This window comes from Campylobacter sp., assembly GCF_019423325.1.
In the GTDB taxonomy this organism is placed as follows: Bacteria; Campylobacterota; Campylobacteria; order Campylobacterales; family Campylobacteraceae; genus Campylobacter_B.
Map to the genome: position 1 here is coordinate 613,682 of NZ_JAHZBQ010000001.1, position 20,427 is coordinate 634,108.

The 20,427-nt window shown below is 45.7% G+C and carries 19 protein-coding genes; 12 read left to right on the forward strand and 7 right to left on the reverse strand.

The features are described from left to right. Window positions 1–468 precede the first annotated feature (468 nt). Complete coding sequence (gene murA / locus QZ367_RS02830) at window positions 469–1,737, reverse strand: UDP-N-acetylglucosamine 1-carboxyvinyltransferase (RefSeq protein ID WP_291937088.1); 1,269 nt, start codon at window positions 1,735–1,737, stop codon at window positions 469–471. Between the two features lie 123 nt (window positions 1,738–1,860). Between murA and QZ367_RS02835 the strand changes: the two genes are divergently transcribed. From QZ367_RS02835 to QZ367_RS02850, 4 genes are all read left to right on the forward strand, one after another. Beyond that, on the forward strand, window positions 1,861–2,496 hold the full coding sequence (locus QZ367_RS02835) for an NlpC/P60 family protein (protein ID WP_291937091.1): 636 nt from the start codon (window positions 1,861–1,863) through the stop codon (window positions 2,494–2,496). 752 nt (window positions 2,497–3,248) lie between these two features. Continuing rightward, window positions 3,249–3,806, forward strand: a complete 558-nt coding sequence (locus QZ367_RS02840; RefSeq protein ID WP_291937094.1) for a rhomboid family intramembrane serine protease — start codon at window positions 3,249–3,251, stop codon at window positions 3,804–3,806. Between the two features lie 44 nt (window positions 3,807–3,850). Continuing rightward, window positions 3,851–4,525, forward strand: a complete 675-nt coding sequence (locus QZ367_RS02845; RefSeq protein WP_291937097.1) for a histidine phosphatase family protein — start codon at window positions 3,851–3,853, stop codon at window positions 4,523–4,525. A 411-nt stretch (window positions 4,526–4,936) separates the two neighbouring features. Then, window positions 4,937–5,581: a ferritin family protein gene (locus tag QZ367_RS02850; protein ID WP_291937099.1), complete on the forward strand. Its 645-nt coding sequence runs from the start codon at window positions 4,937–4,939 to the stop codon at window positions 5,579–5,581. 930 nt (window positions 5,582–6,511) lie between these two features. On the opposite strand, the gene QZ367_RS02855 is transcribed toward QZ367_RS02850, so the two are convergent. Together QZ367_RS02855 and QZ367_RS02860 are read right to left on the reverse strand one after the other, a co-directional pair. After that, complete coding sequence (locus tag QZ367_RS02855; protein ID WP_291937101.1) at window positions 6,512–7,573, reverse strand: tyrosine-type recombinase/integrase; 1,062 nt, start codon at window positions 7,571–7,573, stop codon at window positions 6,512–6,514. Next, window positions 7,570–10,239 (reverse strand): AsmA-like C-terminal domain-containing protein, encoded by a 2,670-nt coding sequence (locus QZ367_RS02860; protein WP_291937105.1) that lies wholly within the window; start codon window positions 10,237–10,239, stop codon window positions 7,570–7,572. The genes QZ367_RS02855 and QZ367_RS02860 overlap by 4 nt, the downstream gene beginning before the upstream one ends. A 49-nt stretch (window positions 10,240–10,288) precedes the next feature. Between QZ367_RS02860 and mltG the strand changes: the two genes are divergently transcribed. The 6 genes from mltG (at window position 10,289) to QZ367_RS02890 (ending at window position 15,451) form a co-directional block, all read left to right on the forward strand. Then, window positions 10,289–11,239: an endolytic transglycosylase MltG gene (gene mltG, locus QZ367_RS02865; RefSeq protein WP_291937108.1), complete on the forward strand. Its 951-nt coding sequence runs from the start codon at window positions 10,289–10,291 to the stop codon at window positions 11,237–11,239. 107 nt (window positions 11,240–11,346) lie between these two features. After that, entirely contained in the window at window positions 11,347–12,228 is an 882-nt protein-coding gene (locus QZ367_RS02870; RefSeq protein WP_291937111.1) for a hypothetical protein, read from the forward strand. Window positions 12,229–12,621: 393 nt separating this feature from the next. Continuing rightward, on the forward strand, window positions 12,622–12,933 hold the full coding sequence (locus QZ367_RS02875; protein ID WP_177388316.1) for a 4Fe-4S binding protein: 312 nt from the start codon (window positions 12,622–12,624) through the stop codon (window positions 12,931–12,933). Then, window positions 12,933–14,054 (forward strand): 2-oxoglutarate synthase subunit alpha, encoded by a 1,122-nt coding sequence (locus QZ367_RS02880; protein WP_291937115.1) that lies wholly within the window; start codon window positions 12,933–12,935, stop codon window positions 14,052–14,054. The genes QZ367_RS02875 and QZ367_RS02880 overlap by 1 nt, the downstream gene beginning before the upstream one ends. Further along, window positions 14,055–14,900 carry a 2-oxoglutarate ferredoxin oxidoreductase subunit beta gene (locus tag QZ367_RS02885; RefSeq protein WP_291937117.1) on the forward strand — a complete coding sequence of 282 codons (846 nt, stop codon included), beginning with the start codon at window positions 14,055–14,057 and terminating at the stop codon, window positions 14,898–14,900. Beyond that, entirely contained in the window at window positions 14,897–15,451 is a 555-nt protein-coding gene (locus QZ367_RS02890) for a 2-oxoacid:acceptor oxidoreductase family protein (RefSeq protein WP_291937119.1), read from the forward strand. The genes QZ367_RS02885 and QZ367_RS02890 overlap by 4 nt, the downstream gene beginning before the upstream one ends. 117 nt (window positions 15,452–15,568) lie before the next feature. On the opposite strand, the gene QZ367_RS02895 is transcribed toward QZ367_RS02890, so the two are convergent. From QZ367_RS02895 to QZ367_RS02905, 3 genes are all read right to left on the reverse strand, one after another. Beyond that, window positions 15,569–16,072 carry a hypothetical protein gene (locus tag QZ367_RS02895; protein ID WP_291937121.1) on the reverse strand — a complete coding sequence of 168 codons (504 nt, stop codon included), beginning with the start codon at window positions 16,070–16,072 and terminating at the stop codon, window positions 15,569–15,571. A gap of 50 nt (window positions 16,073–16,122) precedes the next feature. Then, window positions 16,123–16,638: a hypothetical protein gene (locus tag QZ367_RS02900; protein ID WP_291937123.1), complete on the reverse strand. Its 516-nt coding sequence runs from the start codon at window positions 16,636–16,638 to the stop codon at window positions 16,123–16,125. 270 nt (window positions 16,639–16,908) lie between these two features. Then, the gene (locus tag QZ367_RS02905) at window positions 16,909–17,406 is read right to left on the reverse strand and encodes a hypothetical protein (RefSeq protein ID WP_291937125.1); all 498 of its coding nucleotides are present in this window, start codon (window positions 17,404–17,406) and stop codon (window positions 16,909–16,911) included. Window positions 17,407–17,619: 213 nt separating this feature from the next. Between QZ367_RS02905 and QZ367_RS02910 the strand changes: the two genes are divergently transcribed. Then, the gene (locus QZ367_RS02910) at window positions 17,620–18,102 is read left to right on the forward strand and encodes a flavodoxin domain-containing protein (protein ID WP_291937127.1); all 483 of its coding nucleotides are present in this window, start codon (window positions 17,620–17,622) and stop codon (window positions 18,100–18,102) included. A gap of 661 nt (window positions 18,103–18,763) precedes the next feature. Then, window positions 18,764–19,729 (forward strand): HlyD family efflux transporter periplasmic adaptor subunit, encoded by a 966-nt coding sequence (locus QZ367_RS02915; RefSeq protein WP_291937129.1) that lies wholly within the window; start codon window positions 18,764–18,766, stop codon window positions 19,727–19,729. Window positions 19,730–20,058: 329 nt separating this feature from the next. Here the strand turns inward: QZ367_RS02915 and QZ367_RS02920 are convergent, their stop codons facing one another. Continuing rightward, window positions 20,059–20,352 carry a hypothetical protein gene (locus QZ367_RS02920; protein WP_291937131.1) on the reverse strand — a complete coding sequence of 98 codons (294 nt, stop codon included), beginning with the start codon at window positions 20,350–20,352 and terminating at the stop codon, window positions 20,059–20,061. Between the last annotated feature and the right edge of the window lie 75 nt (window positions 20,353–20,427).

Here is a 20,427-nt window from a genome sequence, read left to right on the forward strand (position 1 = left end):
CTTTTTATCATTTTTTACATTTTAAATTCGCGCAGTTAAGATCTCACATAGTATTAAATTCTATGTTTTGCCGGAGTTTGCAAAGCAAAATTTTATCCAAATGAGTGCGCAAAATTTCACGGGCTCAAACTTGCCTTATTTTAATGCGAGCGTTGCTTAAAATTTCAAAGCATATCACTCGTAAAATTCCGCTTTGCCCTCGGAATTCCACCCACATTTGCTTAAAAAATTCCACCACAGATCGTTCATTAAATTTTACCAAAGCTCGCCACTTAAATTCTTAAGGGGTTCATCCTTCGAAATTCTACCAAGATTTGCCTTTAAAATTTCGCCACACTTAGCTTTGGCGATTTAAATGCATTGCTGCTGATAGAATTTACGTGGCTCTTACGCAGCGTGTTGTTTCAGAACACGTTTTGCATAAAATTCCGCATCACTTGCTCGCACAAGATTTTTATTCCGAAGTCCTCATTCCTCCAGCCTATGTATGTCTGCGCCGAGCGCGCTAAGCTTAGCTTCCAGTCTCTCATATCCACGATCTAGATGGTAAATTCTATGTATTTTGCTCTCGCCGCTCGCCGCAAGGGCGGCTAAAACGAGAGCTGAGCTGGCGCGCAGATCGGTCGCCATCACGTCCGCGCCGTTTAGCTTGCCGCCGCTGATCGTCGCGATGTGTCCGTTTAAACGGATATCCGCGCCCATTCTCGAGAGTTCGCTAACATGCATGAAGCGGTTTTCAAAAAGCCTCTCGTCGATGGTGCTGACGCCCGAGGCGATGCATGCTAGCGCCATAAACTGCGCCTGCATATCGGTAGGAAAGCCCGGATATTCGCTCGTGATGATCTCTACGGGTTTGATCTTTGAGGTGGGCAGGATCGTGATCTCGTCGCCGCCGTTTGAAATTTCAAATTTAAAACCCATATCTTCAAATTTTGCAAGCACGGCGCCAAGATGAGCTGCGCAGGTGTGCGTGATCGTGATACGGGAGCCCGTGATTGCGCCTGCGCACAGATAGGTGCCTGCCTCGATGCGATCGGGAATGATCGAAATTTCATCCAAGCTTAAAAGCTCGCCGCCGCTTCCTTTGATGAGGATTTCGTTTGTGCCGATGCCCTCTATGTCGATGCCTGCGCTTTTTAATGCGTTGCAAACGGCGATTACTTCGGGCTCTTTCGCCGCGTTTATGATATGCGTGGTACCGCTTGCTAAAGCCGCCGCCATTACGATATTTTCGGTGCCGGTGACGGTAATTTTGTCAAAATTTATAGTCGCACCCTTAAGCCCCTTTTTTGCGGTGCAAACGACGTAACCCTGCTCGATCTTAACCTCTGCGCCCATCTTTTCAAGCGCGCTAAGGTGCAGATCGATCGGTCTGGCGCCGATCGCGCAGCCCCCCGGAAGGCTTACCTCGCAGTGTCTAAACCGCGCTAAAAGCGGCCCCAGCACCAGGATCGAAGCTCGCATTTTACGTACTATGTCGTAGATCGCTTTGGTCGAGTTTACCTCGCGCGGATCGATTTTGGCGATATTGGCGTCAAGAAACTCGCACTTTGCGCCTAAATTTGAAAGCAGCCGAATTAGCGTGTGGATATCGGAAACTGCAGGTAAATTTTTAATTACGACTTCGTTTTTTGAAAGGATAGATAGAGCTATGAGCGGCAGTGCAGCGTTTTTTGCGCCGCTTATTTTGATGCTGCCGCTTAGTTTTTTGCCCCCGTTAATTCGTAGATAATGCATGATTTCTCCGTATAAAATTTCGGCGATTATACAGAATTTAGCTTTAAAGTTACCATTTTGTTACCGCCAGGCGCTAAAATTGCGCCTAAATTTAACCGTTACATAATTTTATAAGGATTTTATATGAAACAACTAATTATTTGCGCTTTGGGTGCGTTTTTGCTGGTCGGTTGCTCCTCAAAAGCCCCGTCTGCCGGCAGCCAGCAAGCGTATGTCTTAAACGATTATGAAGAAGGAATAACTTCGGTGCCAGGAAGCGAGTTTAACCGCCCGCTAATCGCATCTGTGGACGATTACACCGGCACTCGCGCGGGAGGGGACTGCAGCGGATTTATCACCGTGCTAAATGATAAATACGATGATCTATTTTTTAACTCAAAAGATCTGCCGAAATACTTCACAAACGGACGCAAATCCCAAGCAATATATAATTATTACAGCCGTAGAAATTTACTCAGCAATACGCCGCGAGTGGGGGATTTGGTGTTTTTTCAAAACACCTTGCGTTCTAACAAAGGTAAGGTCAATAACGAAATCAGCCATATCGGTATCGTGCGCGAGATATATGCCGATGGTCGCGTGAAATTCGTCCACAATACTCGTGGTAGAAATCAAGCGGACTTCGTAAATTTAAATAAGAAAAACGTCCATGTAGCGGGGCAAAAGATGGAAAATAGCTATATCGTGCGCTGCGGCAAAGACCGCATAAGCTGCCTAGCATCGAATCGCTTCGCAGGGTATGGACGAGTAAATAACTAGAATTTTGAAAATTTTTTTCCGTATTTTTTGAAAAATTTCTTATAACGTTTGGAATTTATTAGATTTTATGGAATTTTGCTAGACCTTTTAAAAATTCGCGGCGGTTTGATTTATGCTCTAAAATTTCAAGTAAAATTTTGCAGATAATTTAGCTTGGGATTTTAGCTGTAACCTAGCTTTGTAGAATTTATTAAATTCCTAAAATTCCAATCAAATTTTAGAATTTTATGGTTTTTAAACTCCTGCAGCAAAAACTTACCAATAAAAACTCATTTTGATGCTGTTATAGCAAGTCAAATTAGCATTTTTAACGCGTAATATAATAAGGATTTAAAATTATTTACTCTAAAATTTATTTTGAAATTAATTTAAACTCAAATTTTTGTTATTCTTAGTAAAATTATACTTATAATTTTATATAAAATTCTACAAAATGGCTTCATATAACTGCAATTTTATCGTTTTTAAATTTACAGTGTGTTTGCTTTTTAATTTACGTCGGATAAACTTTATAAATTACGTAAAACTTTCAAAAAAGATTTATGGTCTAAATTTTATTATGGAGATTTTAATTTAAAGCTCTATATCTAAATTTTAGCGCAGCTATTTTGATAAGGCGCTTGCAATTAAAACTATTAGTGAATTTTAATGCTAGCGCTTATCCATAAATTTATCTCTAGCCTGTAAAATTACACGACGCCTTTAATTTAATCAAAATTTCGCTACTATGCGTGAAAAATTTAAGGAGTTTCATGCAATCGGGCAAATTTACTCTCGCGATCATTGTGGCGAATGTCCTATTTTTCGTGATTTCATTCGCATTAGAATATTTTTTCGGCTTTAAGTCCTATCTATTTTTTGGGCTCAATCCATATTTTTTCGAGGGGATGCCGTGGCAGCTACTAAGTTCATTTTTTATGCACGGCGGAGTGATGCATCTAGTGATGAATATGGCAGTTTTGTATCAATTCGGTGGGATTTTAGAGCGAGCGTTCGGTGGGATAAAATTTACGCTACTTTACATCGTAGGCGGGCTGCTGAGTGGCGCTTTGTGTCTAATTTATATCCGTTATGCCATGAGCATGGGAGAAATCGTCAATATCGTAGGCGCTAGCGGCGCTATTTGCGTGCTTTTAGGCGTGATTGCTTATTTTGATGAACGCAATGCGGGCGGGATTTTTATCGCGATTTTGATAATGAGCTTTGCGCCGATACTAATGGGCGTAAATGTAGCATGGTATGCGCACATAGCGGGATTCGTGGTCGGTTATGGCTTTGGAATGATCCAGAAAAAATTTAGAATTTTGTAGAATTTAACGCTAAATTTTACATAAAATTTTATGGAAGGATGCAGATGAAACGGATATATTTTATAAGACATGCCGAGGCGCAAAGCGGCGGCAAAAGCGATTTTGAACGGGCATTAAGCCAAGTGGGCGAACTTTGTGCAAATAAACTTGGAGAAAAGCTGCGTAGTTTGGGACTTATGCCTGATTTGATTATTACAAGTTCGGCTATACGCGCACTCCATACGGCGCAACTTATCGCTAATGCGTTGGATGCGACAAAAAGGGTAGCGTCATTGCGAGAGTTATACGACGCAAGCTTATGGGATTTGGCAAAGTTTGTTCGCAGCTTGGATGAGAAACGATTTTTTGGGTGCAGTGTGAATGTTGAAAAATACAATGCGGTTGGTCTGAGTAGCGAAAAACCTCGCGACGCAAACGCGGAAAATTCTGCTTTTAAGAGCGCTAAAATTCCCGCTAGCATTGGCGAAAATAATGCGCTATCTTGCAATGATGTGGAAATTTCTAGCACAGATGTTATGCGAAATTTTAACGCAGCTAGCGCGGAATGCGTATTTATCGTTGGACATAATCCGACAATAGGCGGAATTTGCTCGCTTTTAGGCAAGAAGGAAGTCGATAAATTTCCTCCTTGTTCGATTTGCGGCTTAGAATTTGACGTTCATAAATTCTCAGATATTACCGATCATAGTGGCAAGAAGGTAATGCTACAATGCCCTTAATTACGCTTTTAACGCTTCATAATTACAATCGGGCGGCTCGTTGGCGCATTTAAAGCTGCTTTTACTGAGCATTGTTATATACTCGTAAACAAGACTGCGCGGCAAAATTAGCAAGTTATTTTTGAGATAACTTTAAAATTTTAAAAAATTTCCAATAATGTGGCTCGCCTTGAAAATTGTAGACTAAATGAGTCAAAAAACTAAATTTCATATTTTTAGACGATCAAGCGTTAGCGCTTTTGCTTGAAATTTCATTTGCTTTGAAAAATCTTAAGTTTAGATTTTGCGGATGGAAATTCCGTGCCAAAATTTTCTCAAAAACATAAATTTATTGAGAAGAATAAAATTTATTAAGTAAGATTTAATAGTAGCCGTGGTATCATTCCCCAAAAATTTTGATAGGGAATTAAAATGAGACAGTACGAAACTTACAGATGCGAAAAGTGCGGCGCGGAGGTCGAGGTGCAAAAAGTAGGCGGCGGTGCGCTTAGCTGCTGTGGCGAGCCGATGAAATGTATCACCGAGGATCTGACGCAGGTAAATTTAATGAAGGCGTTCGCAGGCGAGTCTCAAGCGCGCAACAAATACGATCTTTACGGCGATTTAGCCAAAGAAGCTGGCTTTCACGCCATTGCACGACATTTTTACGAGGCTGCCCAAAACGAAAAATGGCATGCCAGAGCCGAGCTAAAGGCGCATCATGCAGCCGCAGGCATTCCGCTTGATAAGATGGATAAAAATCTGCTTGATGCCGCCGCCGGCGAGCGCTACGAGCACGAGAGTATGTATCCGAGCTTCGCTAAAATCGCGACCGAAGAGGGCAAAAAAGAGGTAGCGCGCCTTTTTAACGCTATCAGCAAGGTCGAGCAGGAGCACGAGCGCGAATACAACGAGCTTCAAAAGATTCTGCTAGAAGAGGGCTTTTTCGAGAGTTTTGACGAGGAAGTTTGGGTGTGCGAGGTCTGCGGCCACGTTCATCGCGGTAAGAAAGCCCCGGGCGCCTGTCCGCTTTGCAAGGCTCCGCGCGAGTATTTCAAAAAACAAAGGCTAGTTTAATTTGATGCTGGCACGGCGTTTTTGCGATAGCTTTTGAAGCCATCGCAAATCTCGTTTATTGTCGCGAGCCGATCGCTTAAATCTTGGCTTAAAATTTTGCGCGAGATTTCGTCTTTTTGCTCCTTTTTGCTGCGGACTCCGTGGTTAGACGAAATCTCGGGCTAAATTTATTTAGCCTAAACTCCTTTTCTTATCCCCCTAAGAAATGAAATCCTGCTCGCAAGAGCGGGATTTCTGTCGTAAAATAAATCTAAAATAATCATGCTGATGATTTTATCTCTTTAAATTTTATTAGAAATTCCTATATGATTCCTGCGCTATTTACGTAGCAAACTTCGCGCCGGTAAATTTCGTAGCAAACTTTGGTGGCAATCTTTTGCGTCTTTAAATTTTAAGGAGAATTCGGTGCGATGAGAATTTGGAAGTAAATCAAACTATAAAATTTTGAGAGTTTAAATTTTAAATTAGAAATTCCATCCTTGCGGAATTTGCTGATAAATTTTATATCCGCTACCTCTTAATATGCCGTTTATCTTTTGCTTATAAAATCCTCGGATGAAATCCCGTATCGTCAAAATTTAAATGAAATTTTATACTAAATTTATCTGGAATTTTAGGCAAAATCGCATGAGAAAATCTAAAAAGTAAATTATTCTATATTCCAAAAGAGTAAAATTTTAGATTCTTTTGCGATCAAGCTCTAAGGCTCGCGCGTTAATTTTAAATTTTGTCTAGTTAAATTCTAAAGCTCGCAAGGTAAAATTTTTAGGTTCTGTTATGCTAGTATGAAAAACAAATTTCAGAATTTTTCAAAATAAAATTCTGAAATTCTTGTAAAATATTCCATAAAAACGATTTTAAAGCCGTCTCAAAACGAAATTCAAAAAATCTCGCTCAAGCAAGCCTCTCGCTACCTCAAATTTTAAAATTTCACTCCTCGAATTCCTCCGCGACCTTTGCCGCAAGGCGTAGTTTGTCGCTGTCGAAGTGGGTGTAGATGCGCGAAGTGTTTAGGCTCGCGTGACCGAGGGCTTCTTGGACGAGCACGAGGTCTTTTTGCTTTTTGTAAAGCATCGTCGCGAAAGTGTGGCGCAGCATGTGAGCGCCGTTTTTTTCCTTGCGGATGCCCGCGCTCATTAAAATTTTCTCCACGATGCCGCTGACGTAGGCTTGGGTAAGCGGCGCGCCGTTTTTGGTGACGAAAAGATAGCCCTCTTTGTTTGCAAAGTTCGTCTCCAGCGCATTTAGATGCTCCTCAATTAGGTGGCGCTTGATCATTACGATGCGGTATTTATTGCCCTTGCCGCGGATTCGGATTACGAAAAGATCGCCCTCGGGCGCGATATCTTTGCGCTTGAGATTTATCGCTTCGCCCACGCGGATACCCGTATAGACGATTATTTTTACGATTAGGCGGTTGCGATGAGCAAAGGAGGGAAACTCGCTTAAATTTATCGCGTCCAAAAACCGCTTCAGCTCCTCCTCGCTCATAAACTCCGGAAGCTTCGTGCCGCGGCTGCCGCTAATACCGCCCCAGTGCTTAAGCTCGATGCCGAAGTTATGTGAGGTGCCGTCCTGCTCGTTTTGGCGGTCGATGAAGCCGAAAAAATTTATCAGCGCGATTCGGTAATTTTTTTTGCTCGCATCGCTCAGTCCACCCGTAATGGAAGCTAAAATTTCGCTCAAAAGCTCCTCGTCGATATTTTTCATGCTCTCAAGACCGTACTGCATGATCGCTTCGTAAAATTTTTTAAGCGGGTTAAAATAGGTATTGATGCCGGTAAGTCCCGCATTTCGCGCATCTTTTGCGAGCCGCTCGAGTTCGCCGATACTTGCTACCTCGTGATTTAGAGCCAGGCTCGCGCGGCGAAACAGCGCGTCGTTTTTCAGTTCCTTATTCGATAGCGCGCTTAGCTTGTAGCGCACGAATTTTACGAGCCAAAACAGCAGCGATTTTTCAAAGCTATCCTTATAATCGAGCGGGAATTTCATTTGCTCTCCTCGCTGTCGCCGAAGATCACGAAAGGCAGCATCAGCGTGTTTTTGATGAGATTATACGGCGTTTTTAGCACGTCGGTCGCAACGCCGGTCGAATAGGTGGGCTTTTTCGTCGTGCCGCGAATCTCGATGATCGTGGAGATCGTGTTGTTTTCGCCCAAGATGATATGATTTAGCAGCGGGATTTTTGAGATTATCGAGCTTGCGTCTTTGAGGTATTTAAGCTCCAGATCGATATTCAGCGCGCCGCTTTTCATATCCACTTCGCCGTTGCCGGCGATGTCGGCGCTACTGCCGGTAAAGCTCATCGCGTTTATGTAAATTTTATCGCCGCTGCGGCGAAAGTAAATTTTGCCCTTCTGCACGCTAAAGCCGCGATCGTTGAAATCGGGCGTCTTAAAAGTAAGTAGCGACGGCACGGAGTTTATAAAGCTAAGCAGCCTTTGATAGATGATGTAGTCCTTCAGATAGGTGTTTTGCACGTTGATCTCGCCGCGGTAGTTGCGCGGATCGATGCCGCTTGCTTTTAGCGTAAAGACCCCTCCGTCGAAGCTCTGCGAGCCCAGAAATTGATTAAGCGCCTCGCCGCTGATGTTTTGCGCAAAAATTTGAAGCAAGCTCTTTTTAAAGATCAACTTCACGTCGCCGCGCTTAAAATTTGCGTTTAAATTCATATTTTTACCGTCCAGCACGCCGTTAAAGTGCGTAAATTTAAGCGTCTTATTAAGATCGGATAGCACGATCGCAGAATTTTGCCCGCTGAAATTTATCGGCGAGCGCTCCTTTGTGCCGCTATTAAACTCGCTGGTTTGCACGCTCGTATTGATCGCGACGTCCACGTCTTTTAAAGAGACGAAGTTGCCGCCTTTGTTGATTTTGAGAGAAATTTTACCGCTTCCGCTAGAGCCTTCCAGATCGCCGCCGCGCACTCGAAGCGCGAAAGAGTCGTTTTTATAATGGCTTCCGTCCTTGTTCAGCAGACCGAAATCAAAGATGAGATTGCTGCTGCTGATATCTAAGTTTGTAAAATCGCTGGTTAAAATTTTAAGATCTCCGCCGCTAATGCCCGCGTTTTTAAGCGTCTTAGAAAAGGGCAAAATTCCGCTAATATCGGGCGAGCTGATCTCGATCCGCTCGCCGAAGCTCATCTTCGCGCCTAAAAATTGCGAGCTCAGCACTGGCGCTTTGCCGCTAAAATCAAGGCTTATATTATCTCGCGCGTCACCAAATTTTAAAATTTCTTTGCCGTTCGGGGAGAGATTGAAGCTATGAATAACGCCGTTAAATTTAGCTTTGCGCGTGGCGATATCGATACTGCCGCTTGCAGTGGCGTTAAAAATTTCATTTTGCAGATTTGCGTCTTTGATATCGATCTTTTTTTCTGTGATATGCACCCGCGCGGCTTTGGAGTGAAATTTCGCTTTGGAGATCATCAGATCGGCGTCTTTTAGCGTCACGTTCGCATCCACCTTGGCGCTTTCCTTTTCGACGTCTACGTCTATCAGCACGCGCGCATCGATCCCGCCGCCAAGCGGATATACGGGCTCATCTATGCCGTAGCTTTGCAGGATCGCTATAAGGTCCTTGCCCAAACTCTCCTTGGTCCGCAGATCCAGATACACGACCGGCCTCTCTTCAAAAAGCCCGCCGATACGCACGCCGCTTCCCTCCAGGCTTTTGCCTTTAAATTTAGGCTCGTTCAGCGTGAAGCTTAGATAATCGTTTTTGAGCGTGATGTTTGCATCTTTCACCGTTACGGCTTCGATTTGCGGTTGAAATTTTATCGTAAGATCCTGCGCGTAAGCCGTGGCGCTAACGTTTTCGGCGATCGGGCGCGGATCTTTCAGATCGATTTTGGCGTGCAGATTCTCGATGTAGTAGTTTTGCGCGACCGCCTTGCCGTAGATCCACTCGTTCGCAAGAGGATTTAGCCCCGTAAGTGCGCCCAGCTCATTCATAAAATTTTTCAGACTCAAGGCCGAGGCGCGGTTTATCTCGATATTTAGCTCCGAGCCGATATTGTGCACGTCAAGCTCGCCCGCGATCTCGTGCGAAGCGAAGGTACCGTTAAAATCATACGTATCGGCTCTGAAATTTGCTCGCGCCGTGCCGTGCAGAGTGAGATTAAAATCATTTAGCTCAAGCTCGATCGGATCAAAGCTAAGTCCGTTTGAGCCAGGCGTGATCTTTGAGCTTAGCCTAAAAAACCGCGTATCGGCGTAAAAAACGTCGCTTTTGTATTTTAGCTTTAGGCTTTCGCCTTTGATCTTTAAATTTTGCACGTCGATCTCTTCGAAAAAGGAGTTAATTAGCGAGATTTTTTTGCTAAATTCTAAAATTTTTTCGCTTTGCGTGCGCAGATCGGTGGAATTTTGCTCTAAATTTTGTGTATTATTTTGCGTAATTTCAAGATTTTTGATGCGCAGCACGAGGCTTTTATTTAGCTTGAGATAAAACCCCTCGAGCTTTGCAAAGCCCACGTCCAGCTGCGAAATCGCAATACCGTGTTTTAGGCCTACCGCACAGATTATAAAAAGTATGGTTATGCACAAAAAAAATCTAGCCAAAGTTCTAAACATCATCGCCTCATCAAAAAACTCCGCCCCAAAATCAAAGCGGGCGTGCCGAAAAACTGCGCTTATAATATGAAATTTATTCAAAATTTTGGCTTATTTGCCTATAATTTCAGCTAAATTTTGAAAGGAATGCATGAAATTCTTTATAAAGCTCATCAAAGCGGCGTGCATTTGTATCGAGCTTGCGGCTATTTTACTTTTGGCCGTGGGCTTTGATCTGCACGAGCGCGTCGGCAACGCGACAACCGTGCAGATAGGTCAGGGTAGCTCAACGAAAATTTTATCCGAACTCTCAAAGAGCTATCCAAAATTTACGAAATTTGACGCGAGGCTGCTTTCTTTTTACGGCGGCGCAAAAACCGGCGAGCTGGAGCTTAGCGGCGAAAATTTGCCCAAATATCAGTTTTTATATGAATTAAGTGTCGCAAAACCCGTGATGAACGAGATCAAGCTGATCCCGGGCGAGACTACGATCGTGTTTTTAAAACAGCTGGCGAAAGATCGCGGGCTAAGCTTTAGCGAGCTTGAGCGCGAATACAACGCCACAGCGCCGTTTTACGAGGGCTTTCTGGTGCCTGAAACCTACAAAATTAGCAAAAACGAAAGCGAAAAAAATATCATCGACCACCTCATCTCAAGCGCGCAAAAATTCCACGAAGGATTGTCGCGCGAGCTTAGCGGCGACTATAACGCCACGGCGTGGAAGCAGGTGCTGATCAAGGCTTCGGTCATTCAAAAAGAGGCCGCAAACGCCGATGAAATGCCGCTCGTAGCCTCCGTCATCGACAATCGCTTAGCCAAAAATATGCGCCTTCAGATGGACGGCACGCTGAATTACGGCGAGTTTTCGCACGTCAAGATCACTCCGCAGCGCATCCGCACCGACACCAGCCACTACAATACCTACCTCAACGACGGACTTCCCAAAGAGCCCGTGTGCGTGGTCTCTCGCGATGCGATACGCGCCGTTTTCGCGCCTGCAAAGAGCGAGTATCTGTATTTTATGCGAAATAAAAAAACGGGGCTTCACGATTTTGCGCGCACGCAAGCAGAGCACGAGCGCAACGTAAAAGCGCAGAGGTAAAATTTAAGGCCGTTTCGGCTTAAATTTTAAAACGAGATTTCGTCTTTAAATTTTAAAATTTAACCCCCGCAGTTATAAAAATGCGGGCCGATATTTGGGAGATAACAATGAAAATAGCGATATTCGGCGCCGGAAACATCGGCGCAGTGGTAGCGAACGATCTTATCGTAAGCGATGCTTTGAGCCAAAAGATAGATAGCATCGTGCTTGTGGATGCTGTAGAGCGGATCGCGCGCGGCAAGGCTTTAGATCTTGCCCATACGGCGGCGGTTTATGAGCGCGACCTGCGCATAAGCGGCAGCACGGAGCCCGGCGACATAGCGGAGGCAGGCATCGTCGTGATCACGGCGGGGCATGCAAGAAAGGCGGGGCAGAGCAGGGAGGAACTGTTTGGCAGCAACGCCGCCATCGTCGCACAATGCGCGCGAGATGCCGCAAAATACGCGCCTAGCTCCATTATCGTCGTCGTTACCAATCCGCTTGATATGATGGTATATGCGGCGCTGCAGGCTAGCGGGTTTGCAAAGGAGCGCGTCATCGGCATGGCGGGCGAGCTAGACGGCGCGCGGCTTAAATTTGAACTCGCGCGAGCGAGCGGCAAGGAAATTTCATCGATGAGAAGCGCGATCGTGGGCCCGCATAGCGAAGAGATGATCGCGCTTAAAAATGAGCTGGGATTTGAAATTTCTGATGAAATTTTTGGTCGCGCGGTGCAAAACACTAAACGCGCCGGCGCGCAGATCGGCGAGCTACTGGGCACGTCGGCGTATTTGGCGCCCGCTGCGGGGATAGTAAAGATCATAAAATACATCCTTTTTGATACCTGCGGCACGCTCGCCTGCTGCGTCGCGGATAGATCCGGAGTGCCTTTGGGGCGCTTCGTAAGCGTCGGCAAAATGGGCGCGATAGAGAGAAATTTCGCCTACTCGGGCGAGTTTTACGCGCAGCTTGAACGGATGCGTGAGCGGATAGCGGAGCTAAAGTTTTAGTGGATATAGAGCGAATTCGACGCGATGCGGAATTTACAGAGCTAAAATTTTAAAGCGCAGAATTCTTGCGATAGAATTTGCAGCATCAAATTTCACTTTGGTAAGAAATTTAAGCTCGCGGAATTGTGTAGCGTAAAATTTCATTCGCTGCGGAATTTTAAAATTTGCGCAATTTCGCCTGCTGTGAAATTTCGTAGATTAAAATTTTACTTTGGCGCAGAATTTTGCGTGACGTAAAATTTTTAAAAGCCACAAAATTTTAAAATTTAAACTCTGCAAAATTTAAAAACGAGAGGACTTTAATGCGATCAAAGCAGGCTTGCGCCGCAAAATTTCAAATTTTAAATCGCGAGGCGGTATTTAGTGCGGATTTTGATAAATTAAGGAGAAAATATGAGCGAAAACGAGAGCCAGCGCGCCGTTTGGACGGATGAGAGCCGCTGTAAGGCGTGCAATATCTGCGTAAGCGTCTGTCCTAGCGGCGCGATCGCGATGAGACAGGACGAGGGCGCCGTGCAGGGCATGATGATCGACGTGGTGGATGAGGGCGCCTGTATCGGCTGTAGGGAGTGCGAGTTGCACTGCCCTGATTTTGCGATTTTCGTTGCGCCCAAAGGCTTTAAATTCGCTCGTCTAAGCTCGCAGGCTAGAGAGATGGCAGAAAAGATCAAAAACAATAATTTTATGAAACCCAAGGACGCATAATGAGAGAGGTAATTTCCACAGGCAACGCCTTAATTGCGCGTGCGGCGATTGATTGCGGCTGTAATTTTTTTGGCGGCTACCCGATCACGCCGAGCAGCGAGATCGCGCACGAGATGAGTCGCTTGCTACCTAAAGTCGGAGGTAAATTTATCCAGATGGAGGATGAAATTTCGGGCATTTCTGTAGCTTTAGGCGCGTCTATGAGCGGTGCAAAGGCGATGACGGCAAGCTCCGGTCCTGGAATTTCGCTAAAATCAGAGCAGATTGGACTTGGCTTCATCGCTGAAATTCCGCTTTTAATCGTAAATGTTATGCGCGGAGGTCCTAGCACCGGGCTTCCTACGCGAGTGGCACAGGGCGATATTTTGCAAGCTCGCAACCCCACTCACGGCGATTTTCAAAGCATCGTGCTGTGTCCGGGCTCGCTAAAGGAGGCTTACACGCAAACCGTGCGTGCCTTCAATATAGCCGAGCGGTTTATGACGCCGGTATTTTTGCTACTTGATGAGACGCTTGGGCATATGCAAGCAAAGGCGGTGCTCCCTGAAATTTCGGATCTAAAAATCGAGCGCAGGGCGGAATTTAAAGGTAGTCCGAAAGATTATGAGCCTTACGATGCTGCGCCCGATAAGGCTGCGGTGCTAAATCCCTTTTTTAGAGGATATCACTATCACATAACGGGGCTGCATCACGGTGCGAAGGGCTTTCCGACTGAAAACGAGCAGATCGTGGATCGCTCTATAAAAAGGCTTTTTAATAAAATTTCGGCGCATGAAGATGAGATCGTGCAATACGAGGAATTTATGCTAGATGACGCTGATGCTTGCATCATCGCCTACGGCAGCGTTAGTCTAGCCGCAAAAGACGCGATTTTAAAGCTACGTGGGCAAGGCGTGCGTGTGGGACTTTTTCGCCCGATCACGCTGTGGCCAAGCCCAGCGCGCAAGCTAAGGGAGCTAGGGGAGAGATTTAATAAAATTTTGATCGCCGAGCTAAATTTAGGGCAGTATCTGCTAGAGGTGCAGCGCGCTTGTTTGAGAGATGATTTTAAGACGCTTCTTAAGGCAAACGGCAGACCGATCAGCCCTAGCGAGATTATCGAGAAAGTAAAGGAGCTTTAAATGGCGTTTGATTACGATAAATATCTAAGAACGGACAAGATGCCTACGCTTTGGTGCTGGGGCTGCGGCGACGGAGTGATCTTAAAAGCGATCATCCGCGCAATTGACCGCGTAGGCTGGAGCATGGACGATGTGTGCGTGGTAAGCGGTATCGGCTGTAGCGGTAGGATGTCTAGTTACATAGACTGCAATACCGTCCATACGACGCACGGGCGTGCGATAGCTTATGCTACGGGTATCAAGCTCGCAAATCCAGGCAAACACGTAATCGTAGTTACTGGCGATGGCGACGGGCTTGCGATAGGGGGCAATCACACGATCCATGGATGCCGCCGCAATATCGATCTAAATCATATTTTAGTAAACAATTTCATCTACGGGCTTACGAACTCGCAGACGAGCCCTACGACGCCGCGCGGATTTTGGACGGTTACGGCACAATACGGCAATGTCGATCCCAGCTTTGATGCGGCAAAACTTGCGATTGCCGCTGGAGCAACTTTTGTCGGACGCGAGAGCGTGACAAATCCCGAAAAAATCGAGCGACTTCTAGCCAAGGGCTTTGAGCACGAGGGTTATAGTTTTTTTGATATTTTTAGCAACTGCCACGTAAATTTGGGTCGTAAAAATAAAATGAGCGAGGCGGTGCAAATGCTAAAGTGGCTTGATTCGCGAACGATTTCTAAAGCAAAATTTGACGCTCTTAGCGAGGATGAGCGAGCGGGGCTATTTCCGATTGGGGTTTTGCACGAAGATAATGAGCACACCGAATACACAAAGGCGTATCAAAAGGTGATAGACGCGGCACAAAGCGGCGAAGCGATAAATTTTGAAGGACTAAGATGAATCAATTAAGATTTGTGGGAGTGGGCGGTCAAGGCGTGATTTTAGCAGGCGAAATTCTAGCTGCGGCAAAGATCGCGCACGGCGGCTATGGAATCAAGGCATCTACGTATACCTCTCAGGTACGCGGCGGACCTACGAAAGTGGATATTATCTTAAGCGATGAAGAAATTCTATATCCTTACGCGAGCGATGGCGAGATCGATTTCATGCTCGCAACGGCGCAGAGTAGCTACGATGCTTTCAAAAATGGCGTGAAAAAAGACGGCGTGATCGTAATCGAGCCGAATTTAGTAGCACCGAGCGATGAGGATAGGGCAAGCTTTAAAATTTATGAAATTCCAATCATTACTATCGCAAAATACGAAGTTGGAAATGTCATCACTCAAAGTGTCGTGGCTCTAGCGATCGCAGTAGAGCTTAGTCGCTGTATGGACTCAGGGCTAGTAAAAGAGCAAATGCTCCGCTCTGTGCCTGAAAAAACCCGTGCGCTAAATGAAAAGGCGTATGATTTGGGGATGAAATACGCGAGAGAGGTTTTGGAGACGGAGTAAAATTTTATGGCAGCGAAACGATAGAAGCGGGCGGTAATATTCTAGCGGCTTTATTCTTGCTTTTTTTTGCGAAGTGCATCAGCTATAAGGATGAAATTTATCGCGTTGTTAAAATTTTTATTTCGGTACAAGTATACTCATCGCTTTTCTTAAAGGATTGCACTCGCTATCGCTTAGGCAAATTTCTAATTGCTCCTTTATTTTGCAGGAAAAATCCTTCTTGTCGCTGTTTTTTCCGTAACAAACCTTGTCAAAGTAACCGATAGCCCTATGTATATTTCCGCCGTAAAATATTTCATTCCCTGCTAGCAAAAAGCAATAATACATCATGTCTGCCTCGCAAGCTTTCTTTAATGCTGAAACGGAATCCTTATATCTACCCATTGTAACCAAAAGCACCGCGCCGAGCGATCCGCAGCTTTCATAATCTCCGCCGTCGCACTTTTTGGATAAAATTTCGACTAGTTTCGTGCATGCGCTGTATTTTCCATCGCCGCTATCGCACTCTAAATTTAGCTCTTTTTCTTCCCAAGTTTTGAAAAAGCTCGAATCCATTGGTCTTGCCATACTAGAGCATATTGAAAATATCAAAGCTAGAATTATAAATTTAATTTTCTGCATTTTCTCTCCTATTTAAAATTTTGATATATAAAGCGGCTTTTTAAACAACATCATCTTACGCTTTTTAACAAAATTCTTGCTTTTTTTATAGGATTGCACTCGCTGTCATTTAGACATTTTTCCAATTCCTCTTTTATCTTGCACGCTTCGTTTTTAAACAGGCTATTTGCTGCTTCACATGTCTTACCAAGATATTTAATTACCAAATTTACATCTCCGCCATAGTGTATTTCGGTCGCACTTAGCATATAGCAGTAGGTTACTACGCCGGCCTCACAGGCTTTTTTATAAGCGGAGGCGGAGTCTTCATATCTATTGGAGTCGAAAAGCGCTATGCCGAGCGATCCACAGCTTTCATAATCTCCGCCGTCGCACTTTTTGGATAAAATTTCGACGAGTTTCGTGCATGCGCTGTATTTTCCATTGCCGCTATCGCAAGAGATCGCTAAATCTTTTTCCTCTTTGGTTTTTAATAAATAATCCAAGCCTTCCGCTGCCGCAGCAGGGATCGCTGCAAATGCCGCTATAAACGCAAGTAGCCAAATTTTAAGATAGATTTTTTTCATCGCCGCTCCCTGTTTTTAAGCGGCGATTATATATTAAAATATTTTAGCGGGCTCTTAAAATTTCGCAGAGTTAAAATTTCGATCGCCCGTAAATTTTAGCGGCACCGTTTTCAAAAGCCGCGCCGCTTTGGAATTCAAAACGCTGCTTCTAAATTTTTAAATGCCGCTATGAAATTTTAAGCGTCGCGGTAAAATTCAAAACGTCGCGATGAAATTTTAAAATTTCATCGCAAGCTTTGGGCGACCTTAAATTTAGCATATCGAGTTCTATTAACATCCCGAGTTCGGCTGCACCCGCGTTTCGTTGCCGATGTGGATCAGTTTGGCCTTGCCGCGCCTAAATCTACACGGCGGGTCGGCTTGCACCGATGAGTACTCCTTGCCTTTAAATTTATAGATGATGTTGGAGCCTTGCACCGTCTTTTGGGAGTTTTGGATCGCATCTCCGGCGACTGCGCCCACTGCTGCGCCGCCTATGAGTCCTACGGTTTCGGCTAAGCGCTTGCTGCTGCTATGTTTGCCGAGCTTATGCCCGATGATAGCGCCCGTGGTTCCGCCTGCGACGCCGCCTAAAATTTTACCCGTATTGCCCTCGGAGCGCTCTACGTTTATTTTGGCGGGCAGGACGTCGATGATCTCGATCTGATCGCTTTGCCTCATGCGGTTCGTCTCGCTCGCGTCATAAACATCTCCACCATATCGATCCTGCGGGGTCGCGCAACCACAAAGCGCGATCGCTGCGATCAAACATAATGTGAAATTCTTCATGTTTTCTCCTTTATAATGAGCTACGGGCGGCATTATACTATGGATTTTTATACGAGCGGTTAAAGCGGCGGCGTTAAAATTTACCGGCTCGCTGCCGCTTAAAATTAGCTGGATACGAGGCATTGTGCCGTATCTGGACGCCTTATAAAATTTTTATTTCACTCAAAATTTATCTTATTTTGTTAGAATCATTCTTATTTTTAAGGAGAGAAAATGAAAAAACTATTAGTTTACGCCACCAAAGGCGGCGATACGAAGGTCGTGAGCGAATACATCGCTTCAAAGCTCGGCTTTGAGATCAAGGAGGCCAAAGAGCTAAATGAGGAGGATTTGGCGGGCGCTAGCGCGTTTATTTTTGCGGCTTCGACGCACGGCGACGGACAGATCCAGGCCAAATTTGACGACAAATTGGAGCTTTTAAACAAAACTGATTTTGACGGACGCAAGGTCGCGCTCATAGGCGTTGGCAACGTCGAGCGCCACGGCAGCGATTTTTGCAGCGGCATGAGCGCGTTTTTGCCGGTGCTTAAAAAAGCCAATCTCATCGGCGATTGGGGCGCGGAGGGCTATAAATTTAAACATTCGCGCGCCTTCATAAACGGCAAATTCGTAGGTCTTACGATCGATTTTAAGGGCGACGAGCACTGGCAGGCGAGGGCTGATAAATGGATCGCCGCGGTTAAAGGCGAGTTTTAAATATTTCAACTTTTGCGCGACCGAGCGAGATTTGGGCTCATCGAGCCTAAAGCTCGTTAAATTTCCCCATTAAATTCCACGCTTTGCTTGAAAGCGGCGCCCTCTTAAATTTTACTCGTTGCGCTGTTAGAATTTTCACCGCATCCAAGCGCCGCCAGCTCATATCGCGTAAATTTTATTGCTAGCGGAGGCTGTAAATTCCAACTTGCCGCGTAGATTACTATAAACATAGCAAAAATTTAATTTGCGATGTTTTGTTTATGCACTATAATTTCCGCCCACAGCGCCAGTGTAGCACCTGCGCATTAAAATTCTAATCTCATATTAAAATTTTACTTACGCGTCAAAATTACGCTCGCGGCACCTATATATCGCCCGCACGTTAAAATTTCACGCTCTGCTTCCGAGCGGGGCTCCCTCGTCAAAATTTTAAAATTTTTAATTCAAAAAGTCGCTGTGTTTTACAAGCCGTACCGCTTAAAATCGCGTAGATAGGCTAAATTTTATCCGCCCAAGCTTCAATTCTGCTCGCGCGGCGGTCAATTCAATACGGCAAATTTAATGCGATCGATTTATAAAATCATCGCCCGAACTTCAAATATCAGCGCCGCATTAGAAAAGTTATTTTATAATAACCGCATATCAAAATTTAAGGCGATCTATGAAAAGGCTTCTAATTTTCGTCATTTTTGCGCTGGCCGCTCTCGCCGCGGCGATCTACTTCAATCTCGATAGGCGCGAAGAGGTCACGCACAAGGCCTACGGCATCATCGATATCAGGCAGAGCTCGCTTAGCTTCGAGCGCAGCGGCCGCATTAGCGCGCTTTATCGCGACGAGGGCGATTTCGTGCAGGCTGGCGACGTCTTGGCGGCTCTGGATACGGCGGATCTGAGTTTTCAAAGACAGGTTCAGATCGCGAGATGCGACGGGCTTAAATTTAGCTTGCAAAAGCTGCAAAGCGGCTTTCGTAGCGAGGAGATCGAGATGGCGGCGGCGAACGTAAGCGCGCTGCAAAACGCCCTACAGCTCGCTACTTTGACGAACGAGCGCCTAAAAAGCCTAGGTAAAACCAACTCCGCATCCAAGCAGCAGATCGACGAGGCGTTTTATTCTATGAAGCGCACGCAAGCCCAGCTGCAAAGCGCGCAGGCTAATCTGCGCCAGCTTCAAAGCGGCTACCGCAGCGAGGATGTCGGCGCCGCCCGCGCAAATTTGACAAGCTGCGAGGAAAATTTGAAATATCTGAACTACCAAATCGAGACGCAAAGCGTGCTAAAAGCGCCATTTAGCGGGCAGATCAGAGCGCGCCTTAAAGAGCTCGGCGACATCAGCATACCCAGCGTGGGCGTTTTTGAGCTTAGCGAAGTAAAAAACAAGCGCGCGAAATTTTATCTAAGCGAAAATCAGCTCCGCTTCCTGCGTGCCGGGCAGAGCGTGCGGATCATCGCGGCGGACGGCTCTAGCGCGAGTGCAAAGGTCGCCTACGTGAGCCAAACCGCGATGTACACGCCACGCACGGTGCAGACCGAGGAGCTGCGCGCCGATCTCGTGTGGGAGGCGCGCGCCGATTTCAGCGACGATGACGGTAGCTTTCGCTTAGGGCAGCCGATCAGCGTGGATTTTTAACGGGCGAGCAGCATTTATCGTTTATCACACAAACAGCTCGCAAGTTACCGTGAACTAAATTTTATCGCGGCGATTGTCTAGAGCCATTCAGAACGGCGAGTCGGAATTTATAGCTCTCCGCTAGCGATAAAATTTTATGCGGTATGAGCCTGCCGCGCTTTGATGCGCGAAAATTCTAACGCTGCGGCAAGTGAAATTTAAGAGAGCTCCGCTCGTAGACGGCGAGTAAAATTTAAATGGTTCAAGTTGCTACGGCGCGGAATTTACGAGTTATTTTTGCGGCGCTTGCAGGCGAAATTTGGATAGCCAAGCTTGCCGAGCGGTAAATTTTACGTAATATCGCGCGAGCCGTGCGTACGGCGTGGGCCTGATGAAATTTTAAAAGCGCGCTTTGAGGTAAAATTTAAACGGCGCTTGTTCAGCAGAGAGTAGGGCGATGAAATTGAGCCGCTCCTAAAATACATCGTCTCGGCGGCGATAAAATGCTGCACGCTTATAACGAAGCCGTACAAAGGCGGCGTAAATTTTATCGCGCGGGTTTTGTGCGAGCAGGCGGCGGCTTTGGATAAAAGATCGGAATTCTGCAGCGCGGCGAGTAAAATTTCGGCGAAATTTTGCTGCAAAGCAGTGCGGGTGAAATTTTAAAATTTGTGGCACGACGGCGACAAGGTAAAAACTGGGCGGTAGAGCGGGATCGG

Bases quoted from the DNA above. Each gene is read 5' to 3' on its own strand.
- QZ367_RS02905 (WP_291937125.1), bottom strand. From the start codon at position 17,406: ATGAAGAATTTCACATTATGTTTGATCGCAGCGATCGCGCTTTGTGGT.
- QZ367_RS02890 (WP_291937119.1), top strand. From the start codon at position 14,897: ATGAATCAATTAAGATTTGTGGGAGTGGGCGGTCAAGGCGTGATTTTA.
- QZ367_RS02840 (WP_291937094.1), top strand. From the start codon at position 3,249: ATGCAATCGGGCAAATTTACTCTCGCGATCATTGTGGCGAATGTCCTA.
- QZ367_RS02880 (WP_291937115.1), top strand. From the start codon at position 12,933: ATGAGAGAGGTAATTTCCACAGGCAACGCCTTAATTGCGCGTGCGGCG.
- QZ367_RS02910 (WP_291937127.1), top strand. From the start codon at position 17,620: ATGAAAAAACTATTAGTTTACGCCACCAAAGGCGGCGATACGAAGGTC.
- QZ367_RS02855 (WP_291937101.1), bottom strand. From the start codon at position 7,573: ATGAAATTCCCGCTCGATTATAAGGATAGCTTTGAAAAATCGCTGCTG.
- murA (WP_291937088.1), bottom strand. From the start codon at position 1,737: ATGCATTATCTACGAATTAACGGGGGCAAAAAACTAAGCGGCAGCATC.
- QZ367_RS02900 (WP_291937123.1), bottom strand. From the start codon at position 16,638: ATGAAAAAAATCTATCTTAAAATTTGGCTACTTGCGTTTATAGCGGCA.
- QZ367_RS02845 (WP_291937097.1), top strand. From the start codon at position 3,851: ATGAAACGGATATATTTTATAAGACATGCCGAGGCGCAAAGCGGCGGC.
- QZ367_RS02915 (WP_291937129.1), top strand. From the start codon at position 18,764: ATGAAAAGGCTTCTAATTTTCGTCATTTTTGCGCTGGCCGCTCTCGCC.
- QZ367_RS02885 (WP_291937117.1), top strand. From the start codon at position 14,055: ATGGCGTTTGATTACGATAAATATCTAAGAACGGACAAGATGCCTACG.
- QZ367_RS02850 (WP_291937099.1), top strand. From the start codon at position 4,937: ATGAGACAGTACGAAACTTACAGATGCGAAAAGTGCGGCGCGGAGGTC.
- QZ367_RS02835 (WP_291937091.1), top strand. From the start codon at position 1,861: ATGAAACAACTAATTATTTGCGCTTTGGGTGCGTTTTTGCTGGTCGGT.
- QZ367_RS02895 (WP_291937121.1), bottom strand. From the start codon at position 16,072: ATGCAGAAAATTAAATTTATAATTCTAGCTTTGATATTTTCAATATGC.
- QZ367_RS02870 (WP_291937111.1), top strand. From the start codon at position 11,347: ATGAAAATAGCGATATTCGGCGCCGGAAACATCGGCGCAGTGGTAGCG.
- QZ367_RS02875 (WP_177388316.1), top strand. From the start codon at position 12,622: ATGAGCGAAAACGAGAGCCAGCGCGCCGTTTGGACGGATGAGAGCCGC.
- mltG (WP_291937108.1), top strand. From the start codon at position 10,289: ATGAAATTCTTTATAAAGCTCATCAAAGCGGCGTGCATTTGTATCGAG.